A 15,029-nucleotide genomic window follows, 5' to 3' on the forward strand; every position below is an offset into this window, starting at 1 on the left:
AAAAGCTCCTAAATATAATCTCTGTTAATAATAAAATTATTAAACTAAATTGTTATTATTTATATCGGCATACAATTTAAAAACTTTAATTATTTTTAGATAAAAATGGATTTTTTTTGATTTTAATTTTTTAACCTGCTTAATCTGATTATTTATGTTGATATTATTCTGATTTAATTTGTTTGGCCTGTTTTAAAAAATCGATGCCTGTCATGGTATTTTCATCTTCAATATATTGCTGCGCTGATTTGTTCAAAATTAAAATACTAATACGGCGATTGGCATCTTTGCTGTAATTTGGCTTATTTAATCCCACTGTATCGGCTAAACCGATAATGCGAATAATTTTATTGGAATCTAATCCGCCAGCGATCAGTTCTCTTCTTGATGAGTTTGCTCTATCAGCGGATAACTCCCAGTTACTATAACCACGATCACCGGTTATATACTGACGCTCATCAGTATGACCAGATAACGTCATTTTATTAGGTAACGAATTTATGATTGGCGCTAAAGCATACAAAATTTCTTGCATATTAGAATGAATCACCGCACTACCGACATCAAACATCGGTTTATCATCGGTGGCTAAAATCTGAATTCTTAGTCCCATTTCAGTTAGTTCAACAATAAGATTAGCGGCTAATTTTTGTAGTCGAGGATCAAGTTCAAATACTTCATATATTTTACTCGCTGCATCAATTAATTGCTTTTTTTCATCTTGATTCAAATCAGACTCAACAGGATGATCATTCAATATGGTATTTTTATCTTCACCCAAGTTTTTTGATATATCATCGCCACCACCCGGTATCGGGCTTTCACTATCACTGATATTTTTGCCACCATTTTGACCTAATATCAATGGTGTTCTAAAGTATTCAGCAATGCCTTGTAACTCCTGTGGACTGGACTTAGCAATTAACCACATGACGAGAAATAGCGCCATCATCGCCGTCATAAAGTCAGCATAAGCAATCTTCCATGATCCACCATGATGGCCACCGCCATGGCCGGATTTCTTTTTAGAAATAACTATTCTTACTGACTTCTTTTTCATTATTCATTATTTTCTCTTGTGTTAGCATTTTTATCTTTCACTTCTTGAATATATTTTTCTAATTCAAAGAAAGATGGCCGTTCGTGGGAAAAAATTGTTTTGCGACCAAACTCAATACAAATTTGCGGAGCATAATCATGCATACTGGCAATAAGAATCACTTTAGTACATTCTAAAATTTTTACTGTATCGGCATTTTTTTGCCTTAATAAGGCTGCTAAAGGCGATACAAAACCATAAGCAAGTAAAATACCTAAAAAGGTACCAACCATAGCATGGGCAATAAGCTCACCCAATTCGCTAGCTGGTCGGTCTGCTTGTGCTAAGGTGTTAATTACCCCCATAACAGCCGCTACAATACCAAAAGCAGGTAAACCATCACCGACGCTAGCAATGGCATCAGCTGGTTTTTCAAGTTCATGAGTATAGGTTTCTATTTCCTCATTCATTAGTGCTTCGATTTCATATACTTCCATATTGCCACTGATCATCAAACGTAAATAATCAGTGATAAAATCACAAACTTGCGGATTGGCTAAAATAAGTGGGTATTTTTTAAATAACTCACTCTCTTTGGGATTATCAATATCTTCTTCAATCGATAAGCCACCACTTTGACGCACTTTAGTTAATATGGTGTACATTAAATTAATTAATGTTAAATAAAGTGTTTTATTATATTTTGAGGTTTTAAATAAATTACCTAGCGATTTAAGTGTTGCTTTGATAACTTTCTTTTCATTACTTACAATAAAAGCACCAATAGCTGTCCCACCAATAATGAGAAACTCTAATGGCTGAAAAAGTACCGCCAAATACCCGCCACTTAGCACATAGCCGACTAAGGCTGAAGCGATAACCACAATATATCCTATAATTATTAGCATTGGCTTTCCTTTATCTCCATAAAATATAACTAACTCTGTTTTACTGCTTAATATTTACTTAAATTGTTACCTGATTTGCTGTAACTAAATTAAATGCATTTGGTATTGATAAAACTTGTAAACATTTGGCATGGTTCTCTTTATGTGTTTTATTATTTTTTTCTGCTCTTGATGGTGGCTGACATAAACTGCACACAAAGCTATTATGCGGTTGATAAGCATGGGTAATAAATCGCCCTTTGCACTCCTTGCAACTTGACTGCTGCATGACATTACTTTCAACAAATTTAACTAAAATCCATGCTCGGGTTAATCCTAAAATAGGCTCTTCATCTTGAGGAAAGGAACACTGCTCTAAATAGAGTTGATAGGCTTTTAAAATGGCTTGAATACCAGGTTTAATACCATGTTTAACTAAAAAGTGGTAGGCATTATAAAACATACTTGAATGAATATTGGGCTCCCAAGTCATAAACCACGTGGTTGAAAAGGGAAGTAAACCTTTAGGAGGAGGGCATCCTTGAATTTCTTTATATAATTTAATTAATTTACCACGGCTTAAATTGGTTTCACTTTCTAACATTTGGATTCTAGCGCCGAGTGAAATTAATCGAATAGCTAATTGAACTTCTTTATACTTTTGAATAATGCTTGTGCTACTCATCTTTATCATCTACCTACTTATTAATTGAATCTAAAAGTAAGCTTGATAGAAGGATCCCTGTATGCATCTGCTTTATATCACTAACGCGAGACTCTTCAGTTAATTTTTCCATCATTGCCGAATTTTTAAATCTAAATTGAAATGTTAATTGATTGGTTTCAGATAGAACCAACATTTGAGAAGCACTTAAATTACTCAAGACATCAGCTGTTTTTTCATCAATTCCTAATCGATACATCGCCATCACTTTATCTTTTTCAATCATCTTTTGACTTAATAAAAGCGTTGAAAGATTTAAATGATGAATACATTTCAAAATATCGTCATCTTGTATATTTCCCAATTTAACCACCACAATCCATATCTGTTTGCGCTCGCATAAAAAAACGCAAAATTAACAAAACACAACTAACACCACTTTTTTTAAACTTAAAGTTACATTTTTAAACTCGAAAGGTCAATAAAAAAATCATTTCAATTTATTTTCAATTTATTTTTCCATGTTTTACTGTTTTAATTCTTTTTTTTATAAAACAATTTTACTCTGTATTCGTTTAATTGCTTGGCTATGTAATTGACTTACACGAGATTCGCTAATATCCAACACTTTTCCAATCTCTTTTAAATTCAATTCTTCTTGATAATAGAGAGCTAGAACCATTTTTTCTTTTTCTGGTAAGTTACCAATTTGTTGAACAATAATATTACGAGTTTCATCATTAATAATGGAAGCAAAAGGATTGTTATCGGCGTCAGGCTCAATTAACGCATCTAAATTATCGCCGAGTTTTTTGTGAATCTCATCATAAGAACAGATTTGGCTATAATTTGAATCTAATAATACTTTGTGATATTCAGTAAGAGATAATTGCAGATGAGCAGCTATTTGCTGATCATTGGGAGGTATGCCTAATTTTTGTTCTAATTGATTAATAGCATTAGTGACATCTTTAATTTTTTTCCGTGTTTGCCGCGGCAACCAATCTCGACTACGCAATTCATCTAGCATAGCCCCTTTTATTCTCGGAGTAGCAAAGGTAGTAAAAGTATAACCTTGAGATGCATCATAGCGTTTAATAGACTCTAATAAACCTATATAACCAACTTGCAGTAAATCATCAAGTTCGATCGTGGTTGGCAATCGAACAGCTAATTTCAACGCTTCATTACGAACTAAATATAGATATTGTTGCCAATCGATTTGATTCACTACACCTTGAGAGTTATACAGACTATCACTCATTTTTCTGAACCAATGTAAAAAAATGCTAATGATTATTATGACGATAATTGATTGAGTTAATGGCAAGAATAAGATATTAAAAAATAGGTAATTAACATTATTAACAATAGTGGTATTAAAAAATACCACTATTGTTATCGTACAAAATTAGAGTGACCGTAATTCTAGTTATGTACTTGTATTGTTTTATTGTAATAAAGACAATACTGATTGTGGTACTTGGTTAGCTTGTGCTAATACTGAAGTACCTGCTTGTTGTAAGATTTGACCACGAGTCATATTAGATACTTCTTCAGCATAATCTGCATCTTCAATACGGCTACGTGCTGAACTTAAGTTATTTACAGTATTGTTAATGTTAGTTACGGTTGATTCAAAACGATTTTGTACCGCACCAAGCTCACCACGTAATTCATCAATTTTTGATAATGCTTCATCGATTGTTTTTAATGGATCTGCGGTTGGCGCATCAGATACATTAAAACCAGATAAACCTAATTTATCGCTGTCAATTTGTTTTAAATTGATAGCAATGATTTCACCATCATTTGCACCAACTTGAATGTTAAGTGTTTTATCTTCTGATAATACTTTAGTACCATTAAAGTCAGTTTGTGCTGATACACGGTCGATCTCTTGTAAACGTTGATCGATTTCATTTTGAATTGATACAAGATCGCTTTCAGAGTTAGTACCGTTTGCTGCTTGAACAGTTAATTCACGTATACGTTGTACGTTATTATTGATTTCGTTTAATGCACCTTCAGTAGTTTGAGCAATTGAAATACCGTCATTGGCATTACGTGCAGCTTGAGTTAAACCACGAATGCTAGAAGAAAAACGGTTAGCGATTGCCTGACCAGCCGCATCGTCTTTAGCACTGTTGATACGCATACCAGATGATAGACGCTCAATTGCAGTTCCAAGCACGCTTTGAGAATGATTAAGGTTGTTTCTTGCCATTAAAGACATAGTATTAGTATTAATTACTTGTGCCATTTTTATCTCCTTTAATTTGATTAGTTAGATCAACGAGATATTGAAAAATAATTCAATATATATGCTGATGGTTTAGTTATCGGTATTAAAAAAGGAAACTTTAATATTTTTTTGAATTTTTATTTGCTGAGGTTAAATAAAGCGGAATAACTAAGTCGTTTGATGGACATGATTAAAGGACATTATAGATATTTATATGTGTAGTAATCGATGTTATGTATCGCCGAATCGACTGGTTGATAGCCTTCTTTAATAAAAATTTGTGGCAACAAAGCTTAAGCTTGTCCCAATTTAATTCATGGCAATATATTTTCTATATCAATCAATAGTAATAATATTGGAAGTTTCACTACACAATTTTAATGTTAGGCAACATAAAGGACAGCTAACAACACTATTGATTGAGATAACTAACTCATTTTTTAATAGATAAAACTGATTATCAATATTCTCATTGCCAAAACCGACTTATTTATTAGTAAAGATAAAAAACTAAAAACAGCTAAACTTTTTACGGTATTGGTCGATAAAACAAGGGATGAAAGAATTTATATTAGGATAATCAATCATGGCAATGAGTATATTAGGAATTGGTTCTGGTATTGATTTAAATGAAGTATTAGATCAATTAGAAGCCGTTGAGAAAAATCGTCTTACACCGATAAAAGCCCAACAAAAAGCAGTTAATAATAAAATAAGCGGTTTTGGTAAATTAAAAAGTGCATTATCAACATTCAACAGCGCAACAGCAAAACTGCAAAAAAAAGAGCTGTTTCAAGCGCGTTTTGCATCTGGTAATGACAACTATTTTACCACTAATGTAAATAGCAAGGCCCAATTAGGTAATTATGCGGTTAGCGTCGAACAACTTGCCACTGCGCATAGTGTTGCCACGAATGCTATAAATGATAAAACATCAACGTTAGGTAATGATAATGAAACCCGTACCCTCACAATAGAACAAGCTAATGGCCAAAAATTAAATATCACGTTAGGCAAAGATGATACATCGCTCGAATCGATTGCCAATGCAATCAATCAAGCTAAGGTGATTAATGAAGATGGTTCAACCAGTGACACAACGGTAAATGCAACTATTGTCCGTTCTGGAACTGATAGCTATCAACTGGTTATCACATCGAAAGAAACTGGTGAACAACAAGCCATTACCTCTATATCATCCGATGATGATAAGCTTAATTCACTAATTGGCTTTAATGCTAATCAAGCTGATTCATCAGCTATGAGTGAAGTAGCTAAAGCGCAAGATGCTAAATTTAGCTTTAATGGTATAACGATTAATAGTTCATCAAATACCGTCAAAGAGGTTATTCCTGGTGTCGATATCACATTAAAAGCAGTCACTACAACAGCGCAAAATTTAACCATCAGTGCTGACAATGACAAAGCTCAAGAAGCCCTTAAAGAGTGGGTTGATGCCTTTAATCAATTACAATCAACCATATCAAGCTTAACGCAATTTACCGCTGGTGATGCCAATTCAGATGAATTAAATAATAGTAATGGCCCACTGATTGGTGATTCAACACTACGTAATATTGATCAAAGTATTCGCTCTATATTTTCTAAAGGTCAAACAGGAGAATTATCGGTACTAGCACAAATTGGTATCAATATGGATAGTAATGGCAAGCTAGTGATTAAAGAAAACGAATTAGAAAAAGCCCTTAAAGAAAACAGTGACGCAGTCGCCATTTTATTTACTGGTGATGGTGAAACAACTGGCATTGCCAACGAAGTCTTTGCCAAAGTAAGTAGCTTTATTGATAGCGACGGCATGATTGATACGGCAACTAACGGTTTAAATTCTACCTTAAAATCATTAGATAAACGCTATGACCAAGTTAATAACTCTATTGACCAAACTATCGAGCGTTATCGGGTACAATTCACAAAACTAGATATCTTAATCAATGAATTAAATGGTATGAGTAATTACCTTACCACCCAATTTGAAATGATGGCGAATTTGAAAAAATAAGGCATAACAATGTATAAAATGGGATCTCAAGCTTATAAACAAGTTAATTTAGAAACCAGCGTTAGTCAGGCTTCACCTCATCAGCTTATTGTTTTGTTATTTGATGGCGCATTAAATGCTATTCGCTTAGCTGAGTTATATATACAAAAAGGTAATATTGCTGGTAAAGGAAAAGCCATTTCTAAAGCTATTAATATCATTGATAATGGGCTTAAAAGTTGCCTTGATTTAGAGCAAGGCGGTGAAATTGCTGAAAATTTAGATCAATTATATCAATACATCAGTCAGCAACTGGTTTTCGCTAATCTACATAATGATACGCAAATACTGCAAACTTGTTTTGATCTGCTTAATAATATTGCCCAAGCTTGGCGAGAGATAGCATAGTTATGGATGTAGCAACATTGAATACGAGTCTAGTACTAGAACAATACGAGCAACTTAATTATGTTGTTGAGCAAATGCTAATTAATGCACAACAAGAAAATTGGGAATTATTAATTAGTTGGCAAACTCAGTATCAGCAGTTAGCACGTGATATTCAACTCAAAAATGGGTTAACTACTATTGATAATATACCATTATCACAACAAAATATTATTCAAATGTATATCAATAATATTCTTAGTTATCATGAGCAATTAAAGCAATTAATCCATCTGCGACATAATGAATTAAGCCAATTAATTGGTGAGCAGGTTGATTATCAAGCAAAAATAGATAGCTACCAAACAATCGCCAATTTAATTTAGATTTTTCACAGAGTAGTCAAAAAAATAGAATAAAAATAATTGAGGAACGGGGTTTTTTAGCTATCTTTATCTGCCAAAAACCTCACTCCGCAAACTTTTTTGATTAATTTTACATCGTTAATGTAAACACTTTGCTTGTACTGGTAACTAACTCATTTTGCAATAACTAAAGCATTTTTAACTTCAAAAATAATCTTATAAAGAGTATCTCGATAGTCGTTGTAACAACAGTAGTGGTGAGGTTAGGCCAATTTAGGATAAAAATTGGTGATTAATTAATACTATTTTTAAAACCAAAATATATCATCTAGTCGATAAGTAACCATCCGATAATGGTTTAAACGTTCATATTCATGATTTCTTGATATGCTGCGACTAATTTATTGCGAACTTGAATACCAAATTGTAAAGAAACTGAAGACTTTTGCATGCTAACCATCACCTCATTTAATGCGATATTGGCTTCACCCATCTCAAATGCTTTAGCTTGCTGGCTAGCGTCTATTTGTGTTTGACTGATTTTATCTAATGCCATTTTTAATTCAGCCATAAAATTTTGTTCACTATGATTAATAGATTGCTTATGTGAAAAATCAAGTTGGGTTAATGTTGTACTATTGAAGGCATCAATACTATTCATAATAAAGGTCACGGTTATTCGTCTTAATCAAGTTATAACGTAAATTATCATAAAGATAACAATCTAAAAGCGATAACTAAAGGGTAAAGCATATGCTTTTTTAGCTATTGATTTTTTTAAATACACAGATAATAAACCCTAGAATTAATCTAGTCAGTTTAGTGTTAGGATACATATGGATAGCCAGGCAGTTGGTAACAAAGGCGAATCAATATTGAGTAAGTTACCTTTTATTAATCAATTAAAAATAAATCGTAAAATGCTACTCCTTATTGTAGGAGTAATTGTAATAGCAATTAGTAGTATTACTTACTTATGGCTTAAAGACGATAATTATGGCGTATTATTTAGTAATTTGAATGATAAGGATGGCGGTGAAATCATTAGCCAACTTGATAAGTTAAATATTCCCTACAAATTTTCATCCTCTGGCACAACTATCTTAATTCCCCAAAATCAAATTTATCATACTCGTTTACGAATAGCCCAGCAGGGTTTGCCTAAAGGTGGCGCAATTGGTTTTGAACTACTCGACAAAGAAAGTTTTGGCATGAGTCAGTTTAATGAACAAATCAACTATCAACGGGCGTTAGAAGGCGAACTATCGAGAACCATTGCCATTATTAGTAGTGTAGATGATGCCAGAGTGCATTTAGCGATGCCTAAACCCTCTTTATTTGTTCGAGAAAGAAAATTCCCTTCGGCATCTGTTGCATTAACTTTATTACCAGGTCGAGCTTTATCTCAAGGTCAAATCGATGCCATCATTCATTTAATTTCGAGTAGTGTTCCAGAATTACAAGCAGATAAGGTGACGATTATTGATCAAAAAGGCAATTTATTAACCGGTGAAAGATACCGTGACAGTAACGTTAATATTGCCCAATTAGAATATAGTGAACGCATCGAAAATCTAGTACGAGAACGAGTAGAAAAAATTATTATCCCTATTTTGGGACAACAAAATGTTAAGGTACAAGTGAATGCTGATATCGATTTTAGTCGGCAAGAGTCAACATCGGAAATTTATGATCCCAATAGTGATGCCAGCAACCAAACTATTCGCAGTAAGCAACAAATTGAAAATAGCCAATTAGCATCAAGCAACATTATCGGTGGTGTGCCGGGCGCTTTATCTAATCAACCGGTACCAACGCCTAGTGCACCAATTGATGGTGAGAGCGATACCAAAGATAAAGACGATAAACAAAAAATGTATCATTTACAGTCAAATAAAACATTGAACTTTGAAGTTAATCGTCAAGTTATTCACAGCAAAATCCCTGAAGGTCGTATCAAGCGTTTATCTGTCGCTGTTTTAGTTAATTATAAATTTATTTCAGCCGATGAAATCACATCGGCAAATGAAGAAAATTCAGAACAGGAAGCCGTTGAAAAATGGGTAAAACTAGATCAAGAGGAACTCACCCATATTGAAGCGCTTGCCCGTCAAGCAATGGGGTTTTCTGACTTGCGTGGTGATTCATTAACAGTGGCTAATTTAAAATTTACCGATCAAATTGAAGATGAAAATGCCACCATGCTCTTTTTACAAAAACATGAAGTTTTCGACATGCTGAAAGTCGCGATTAAATATCTGATTTACATTTTAATAATCTGGTTTGTATGGCGCAAAGTATTACGCTCGATATGGATTAAAATTCAAAGACAATATCTTAATACTGATAACAGTTCATCTGATGGCACAATGGCTAGTGAGGATAAGCTTGATTACAAAGCGCACAGTAAACTGCAACAGAAAATTTTTGAAGATAATATGCAACAACAGCAATACATCCGCAAAATTGTCGAGAAAGATCCACGTGTATTGGCTCTGATTATACGTGGTTGGATGAACAATAAGGACACCGAGTAATGAATTTAACTGAAGCGCAAAAAGCGGCGACAATTTTAATGATTTTAGGTGAAGAATTAGCAGCCAAAGTAATGCAATTTTTAAACCATAAAGAGGTACAAAAAATTAGCAGTGCCATGATGGGATTACCACAATTAACTCAAGAACAACTGAAAAATATTCTTAATGAGTGTCAAAATACTCTTGATGATTGTGCAGTATTAAATACGGATACCAATGGCTATTTAAGAAAAGTTCTAGAAAAATCAATTGGTAGTGATAAAGCTAACCGCTTACTTGATGAACTATTAGATACCGATATCGAAGATACCACTGATGGTTTAAAAATGCTTAACTTTGTCGGTGCTGCACGTGCGGTTGATTTAGTTAAAAAAGAACATCCACAAATTATCGCCACCATTTTAGTTCACTTAAATCGCGATTTGGCTGCTGAGATTTTAAATTTATTTGATGACCAATTACGTAATGACGTCATGCTACGTATTGCAACTTTCGGTGGTGTAGAACCATCAGCATTAGAAGTGTTATCGACATCATTATCAACCTTATTACATGGACAAAATATTAAACTTAATAACATGGGTGGCATCCGCACCGCAGCAGAAATTATCAATCTGATGAAATCACAACAAGAAGAATTGGTTATCAATGCATTACGTGATTATGACAATGAACTTGCTCAAAAAATCATTGATGAAATGTTCTTATTTGAAAATCTGGTTGATGTCGATGATAGAAGTATCCAACGTCTACTCAAAGAGGTGGATAATGAAACCTTAATCATCGCCATGAAAGGGGCAACAGAAACGCTACGCGACAAGCTATTAGCAAATATGTCACAACGCGCTGCCTCAATATTACGAGAAGATTTAGAAAACAGACCACCAGTTCGCTTGTCGCAAGTCGAAACCGAACAGAAGAAAATTTTGGTTATTGCACGGCGCTTAGCAGAAACTGGTGAGATGATCTTAACAAGTGGTGATGATGAATATGTATAATCATACTAATAGTGTAAGTTGGAAACCATTGCATTTCCAAGATTTGGCACTTAGCGAATTATCACCATTAACCAGCCAGCAACAGCCAGAAGAGTTGGAAGAATTTGCGCCACCATTAGAGCCAGATAGCCACGATGATCAAGATGAAGACTCTTTTGATATTAATAGCCCGACAATATTGCTAGAACTCGAAAATATTAAACAACAAGCAAGAGATGAAGCATACCAAGAAGGCTTTAATTTAGGTAAAGAAGAAGGTTTCAATATTGGCAAACAGACTGGCTATGAGCAAGGATTCACTCTCGGTCACCAAGAAGGGCTGGACACAATAGAACAACAGTTAACGGCAGAAAAATTAACTAGCATAAATGCCATCAAAAATTTAGCAATCAGCTTTCAACAATCGATTAGCCAAATTGATGAGAGAATTGTACCAAAGCTATTTGACTTAGCTTTACTTGCTGCCGAAAAAACAGTTGGTTCATTATCAAAAGTAAAACAAAAACAATTATTACATATTATAAAATCATTAATTGAACAAAATACAATTGTTAACCCACCAATTGTAGTACGAATTAATCCAACAGACTTGTTATGGCTTGAACCACAACTGAATAATGAGTTGCAACCACAGCAATGGCAGTTTATAGCCGATGCCAATATCGAATTAGGGGGTTGCAAAATATTTACCCAAACCAATGAGATCGACGCCAGTGTAACCCATCATTGGCAAATCATCTCAGATAATGTACATGGAGTTGAACATTAAGGTGGACTTTTGTAGGCAATGGATGACTAAAATTGATTGTGCGCAACAAAAATTACAGTCAATATCGTTAATCCGTCAATATGGTCGCTTAGTTAAAGCTTCGGGCTTAGTTTTAGAGGCCGTGGGTTTAAAATTACCTTTAGGTTCTAACTGCTTTGTCGAACGGCAATTAGATGGAAAAGTACAAGCTGTTGAGTGTGAAGTTATTGGTTTTAATGGTAAAACCTTATATCTGATGCCATTTGAATCAACCGATGGCATATTACTTGATGCCAGAGTATATACCTCACAATATGATTTAACTCATTTTAGCCATAAAGTTTTACCTATTGGTACGGGCTTATTAGGACGAATAGTTGATGCAATGGGCAAACCATTGGATGGCAAACCTTTACCAGAAAATATTGAATATGAAGGATTAATCAATAAATCACTAAACCCTCTGGCTCGCACGCCTATTCATCAAGTATTAGATGTCGGTATTCGTGCTATCAATGCATTATTAACCGTTGGCCAAGGTCAACGAATGGGGCTTTTTGCTGGTTCTGGTGTTGGTAAAAGTGTCCTACTTGGTATGATGGCTAGGTATACCAAAGCTGATATTATTGTGGTTGGTCTGATTGGCGAACGAGGCAGGGAAGTAAAAGATTTTATCGAAAATATCCTTGGTGAAGAAGGCTTAGCGCGTTCAGTAGTTGTCGCGGCACCAGCCGATGTATCGCCATTATTACGTCTACAAGGTGCAGCTTATGCCACAAAAATTGCCGAAAATTTTCGTGATCAAGGGTTTAATGTATTACTGATCATGGATTCACTAACCCGTTATGCCATGGCACAACGGGAAATAGCCTTAGCCATCGGTGAACCGCCGGCAACCAAAGGTTATCCACCATCAGTATTTGCAAAATTGCCAGCATTAGTTGAAAGAGCAGGTAATGATGCCAAAGGAAAAGGGGCAATTACTGCTTTTTATACTGTATTAACCGAAGGTGACGACCAACAAGATCCTATTGCGGATTCAGCAAGGGCAATTCTTGATGGTCATATAGTGTTATCACGTTCACTAGCTGAATCGGGGCATTATCCAGCCATTGATATCGAAGCGTCAATCAGTCGTGTAATGACCGATCTTACCCCGCCAGAAGATGAAAAAAAATCACGGTTATTTAAACAATTATTTTCAAGTTTCCAGCGCAATCGGGACTTGATTAATGTTGGTGCTTACGTTGCTGGAACCGATCCATTATTAGATAAAGCTATCTCACTTTTTCCAGCTATGCAGCAATTTTTACAACAAGGAATCAATGAGTATTGTAGTTATCAAGACGCTTATCAACAATTAATCAATATTGTTACAGCTCGCTGATAAATTAGGAAAGAATTATGGCCAATCAACATCATGGTAAATTTGCATTTATAACGTTAAAAAAGCTCGCTGAAAAAGCAGTTGATGACAAATTGATTAAATTAAAACATGCACACGAAAATAAACGTAATGCACAATCACAACTAAATGTATTAAATGATTATTATCACGAGTACCAACAACGGCTAAATAATGCTTTATCCAGTGGCATTAAAGGATCGGAATTAAATAATTTTAATGCTTTTATTACAGCGATTGAACAAGGTATAGCGCAACAAAAAAAACTACTATTAACTTTAGATATAAAACAAAAGCAGATCACCAATGAGCTTAATCAATCACAAAAAAGCCTAAATACTTATACTACATTATTAGATAAACAACATAAAAAACTGTTACTACAACAGAGTCGTTTACAACAAAAATTAACCGATGAATTTGCTCAACAGCAGATAGCAAGGAGAACATTGAATGAATATTAATCAGTTTAGCGATATTCCATTAATCTCATCTCAACAATTTGAGTTAAACGACAACAAGTTATCTATTCTTGATGATGATTTTTTCCAAAAATTATTACAACTTACCGAAAAACAGCAATGGCGAAGTGATAATAATCAGGTTAATGCTACAAGCTTAAAAGACAATGAGTTAGAACAGAAAGAACGAATCGATAGTCAAGAGTTGTTCATACTATTTTCTATGCCACTCAATCAGCAAGAGGATATACAGCAAAATAGACAATCAGATACTCAACCGCAAAATCAACCAATATATGAAACTAAACCATTATTAGAAGCTAATCCAACCATGATTGACTCAAAGCTGGATATACAATGTGTTGATGATATCAAACAGCTCATCAATATTGATGAAAAAGCTGCCGAGATTATTGCCTCAATTAATCACAGTGTGCAATTAATCAACAAAACCAATAAACCAAACCCTAGTCATTTATTGGCTTGGGAAAATAATCAACCACAAACGACCAAAAATACACATTTGATCATTAATCAGACACAACCAACAGATACGCTGGTAAATAATCATAGCAATGATCATCATACTGATTTAACGTCAACTCTGACAGATAAATTGTTTACTACTAATTTGGCTAATACACCATCAGAAATGGCTTTATCAACAGCGCTAAATGGCCAATCATCGTTATTTAACCCAGCAACCTCTGTAACAAACTCAACCACATTGAACTTAAATTTACCGATGCCAATGGATATTAGTAAGTGGCAAGCATCTTTAAATGAACAAATTTGTTTGATCAGTCGACAAGGTATTCAAAATGCCGAAATAAAATTAAATCCACAAGAACTAGGCTCATTACATATTAAATTAGCCATGATTGATGACAAAATCGATCTGCACATGGCAGTTGCGCATAATATGGTTAAGGGGGTGTTAGAATCAGCACTCCCCATGTTAAGAACTTCATTGGAACAACAAGGTATCACTTTACAACACACTAACATCAGTGATTTTTCAATGATGAATGATTCTAAACAGTCATCTTCTTATCAACAACCACAACAATTTGAAACAGAGCAACTATTGGATGATATCAATCCAATTCAACAAAAAATTGATCATCATGTTGAGGTTGTTCAATCAGGATTAAGTATTTTTGCCTGAATAATAGTTATGACTATATTTATAAAAATGTTTATAAACGTGCTTATAACAGTATTTCACGTTGATAACTTAATATTAAAAAGGTTGAATAGATAATATTTTTATTGCCTATTCTTCCGATTACTT

Annotated in this window: 16 protein-coding genes; 9 read left to right on the forward strand and 7 right to left on the reverse strand. The window is 34.1% G+C overall.

Annotation, left to right across the window (positions count from 1 at the left end; genetic code table 11):
- Window positions 1–163: 163 nt before the first annotated feature.
- From motB to B6D18_RS06060, 6 genes are all read right to left on the reverse strand, one after another.
- On the reverse strand, window positions 164–1,060 hold the full coding sequence (motB, locus tag B6D18_RS06035; RefSeq protein ID WP_086363620.1) for a flagellar motor protein MotB: 897 nt from the start codon (window positions 1,058–1,060) through the stop codon (window positions 164–166).
- On the reverse strand, window positions 1,060–1,947 hold the full coding sequence (gene motA, locus B6D18_RS06040) for a flagellar motor stator protein MotA (RefSeq protein WP_086363621.1): 888 nt from the start codon (window positions 1,945–1,947) through the stop codon (window positions 1,060–1,062). The genes motB and motA overlap by 1 nt, the downstream gene beginning before the upstream one ends.
- A gap of 58 nt (window positions 1,948–2,005) precedes the next feature.
- Complete coding sequence (flhC, locus tag B6D18_RS06045) at window positions 2,006–2,611, reverse strand: flagellar transcriptional regulator FlhC (RefSeq protein WP_086363622.1); 606 nt, start codon at window positions 2,609–2,611, stop codon at window positions 2,006–2,008.
- Window positions 2,612–2,624: 13 nt separating this feature from the next.
- Window positions 2,625–2,945 (reverse strand): flagellar transcriptional regulator FlhD, encoded by a 321-nt coding sequence (gene flhD, locus B6D18_RS06050; RefSeq protein ID WP_086363633.1) that lies wholly within the window; start codon window positions 2,943–2,945, stop codon window positions 2,625–2,627.
- A gap of 192 nt (window positions 2,946–3,137) precedes the next feature.
- On the reverse strand, window positions 3,138–3,854 hold the full coding sequence (locus tag B6D18_RS06055; RefSeq protein WP_086363623.1) for an RNA polymerase sigma factor FliA: 717 nt from the start codon (window positions 3,852–3,854) through the stop codon (window positions 3,138–3,140).
- Between the two features lie 186 nt (window positions 3,855–4,040).
- Window positions 4,041–4,853, reverse strand: coding sequence for a flagellin (locus tag B6D18_RS06060; protein ID WP_086363624.1), 813 nt, complete (start codon window positions 4,851–4,853; stop codon window positions 4,041–4,043).
- Between the two features lie 568 nt (window positions 4,854–5,421).
- Here B6D18_RS06060 and fliD point away from each other — a divergent pair.
- From fliD to fliT, 3 genes are read left to right on the forward strand one after another with little or no spacing between them, the layout of a single operon-like run.
- Window positions 5,422–6,855, forward strand: a complete 1,434-nt coding sequence (gene fliD, locus B6D18_RS06065) for a flagellar filament capping protein FliD (protein ID WP_086363625.1) — start codon at window positions 5,422–5,424, stop codon at window positions 6,853–6,855.
- Window positions 6,856–6,864: 9 nt separating this feature from the next.
- Window positions 6,865–7,242, forward strand: coding sequence for a flagellar export chaperone FliS (fliS, locus tag B6D18_RS06070; RefSeq protein ID WP_086360376.1), 378 nt, complete (start codon window positions 6,865–6,867; stop codon window positions 7,240–7,242).
- Between the two features lie 17 nt (window positions 7,243–7,259).
- Window positions 7,260–7,607: a flagellar protein FliT gene (fliT, locus tag B6D18_RS06075; protein ID WP_158092529.1), complete on the forward strand. Its 348-nt coding sequence runs from the start codon at window positions 7,260–7,262 to the stop codon at window positions 7,605–7,607.
- A gap of 337 nt (window positions 7,608–7,944) precedes the next feature.
- Here the strand turns inward: fliT and fliE are convergent, their stop codons facing one another.
- Window positions 7,945–8,247: a flagellar hook-basal body complex protein FliE gene (gene fliE, locus B6D18_RS06080; protein ID WP_034900954.1), complete on the reverse strand. Its 303-nt coding sequence runs from the start codon at window positions 8,245–8,247 to the stop codon at window positions 7,945–7,947.
- A gap of 175 nt (window positions 8,248–8,422) precedes the next feature.
- On the opposite strand from fliE, the gene fliF reads away from it, so the two are divergent.
- Genes fliF through B6D18_RS06110 form a run of 6 tightly spaced genes read left to right on the forward strand, consistent with a single transcriptional unit; the run spans window position 8,423 to window position 14,903 of the window.
- Complete coding sequence (fliF, locus tag B6D18_RS06085; RefSeq protein ID WP_086363627.1) at window positions 8,423–10,123, forward strand: flagellar basal-body MS-ring/collar protein FliF; 1,701 nt, start codon at window positions 8,423–8,425, stop codon at window positions 10,121–10,123.
- Window positions 10,123–11,121, forward strand: coding sequence for a flagellar motor switch protein FliG (gene fliG / locus B6D18_RS06090; protein ID WP_086363628.1), 999 nt, complete (start codon window positions 10,123–10,125; stop codon window positions 11,119–11,121). Before fliF ends, fliG begins: the two co-directional genes overlap by 1 nt.
- A complete protein-coding gene (locus B6D18_RS06095) occupies window positions 11,114–11,890 on the forward strand; it encodes a flagellar assembly protein FliH (protein ID WP_158092530.1) in 777 nt (258 codons plus the stop codon). The genes fliG and B6D18_RS06095 overlap by 8 nt, the downstream gene beginning before the upstream one ends.
- Window positions 11,891–11,912: 22 nt before the next feature.
- On the forward strand, window positions 11,913–13,256 hold the full coding sequence (gene fliI / locus B6D18_RS06100) for a flagellar protein export ATPase FliI (protein ID WP_254048623.1): 1,344 nt from the start codon (window positions 11,913–11,915) through the stop codon (window positions 13,254–13,256).
- A 17-nt stretch (window positions 13,257–13,273) separates the two neighbouring features.
- Complete coding sequence (gene fliJ / locus B6D18_RS06105) at window positions 13,274–13,738, forward strand: flagellar export protein FliJ (RefSeq protein WP_034900944.1); 465 nt, start codon at window positions 13,274–13,276, stop codon at window positions 13,736–13,738.
- On the forward strand, window positions 13,728–14,903 hold the full coding sequence (locus B6D18_RS06110) for a flagellar hook-length control protein FliK (protein ID WP_086363631.1): 1,176 nt from the start codon (window positions 13,728–13,730) through the stop codon (window positions 14,901–14,903). The genes fliJ and B6D18_RS06110 overlap by 11 nt, the downstream gene beginning before the upstream one ends.
- The last annotated feature ends 126 nt before the right edge of the window (window positions 14,904–15,029 follow it).

The sequence above is a fragment of the Gilliamella sp. A7 genome (assembly GCF_002142015.1).
GTDB classification, from domain to species: Bacteria; Pseudomonadota; Gammaproteobacteria; order Enterobacterales; family Orbaceae; genus Gilliamella; species Gilliamella apis_A.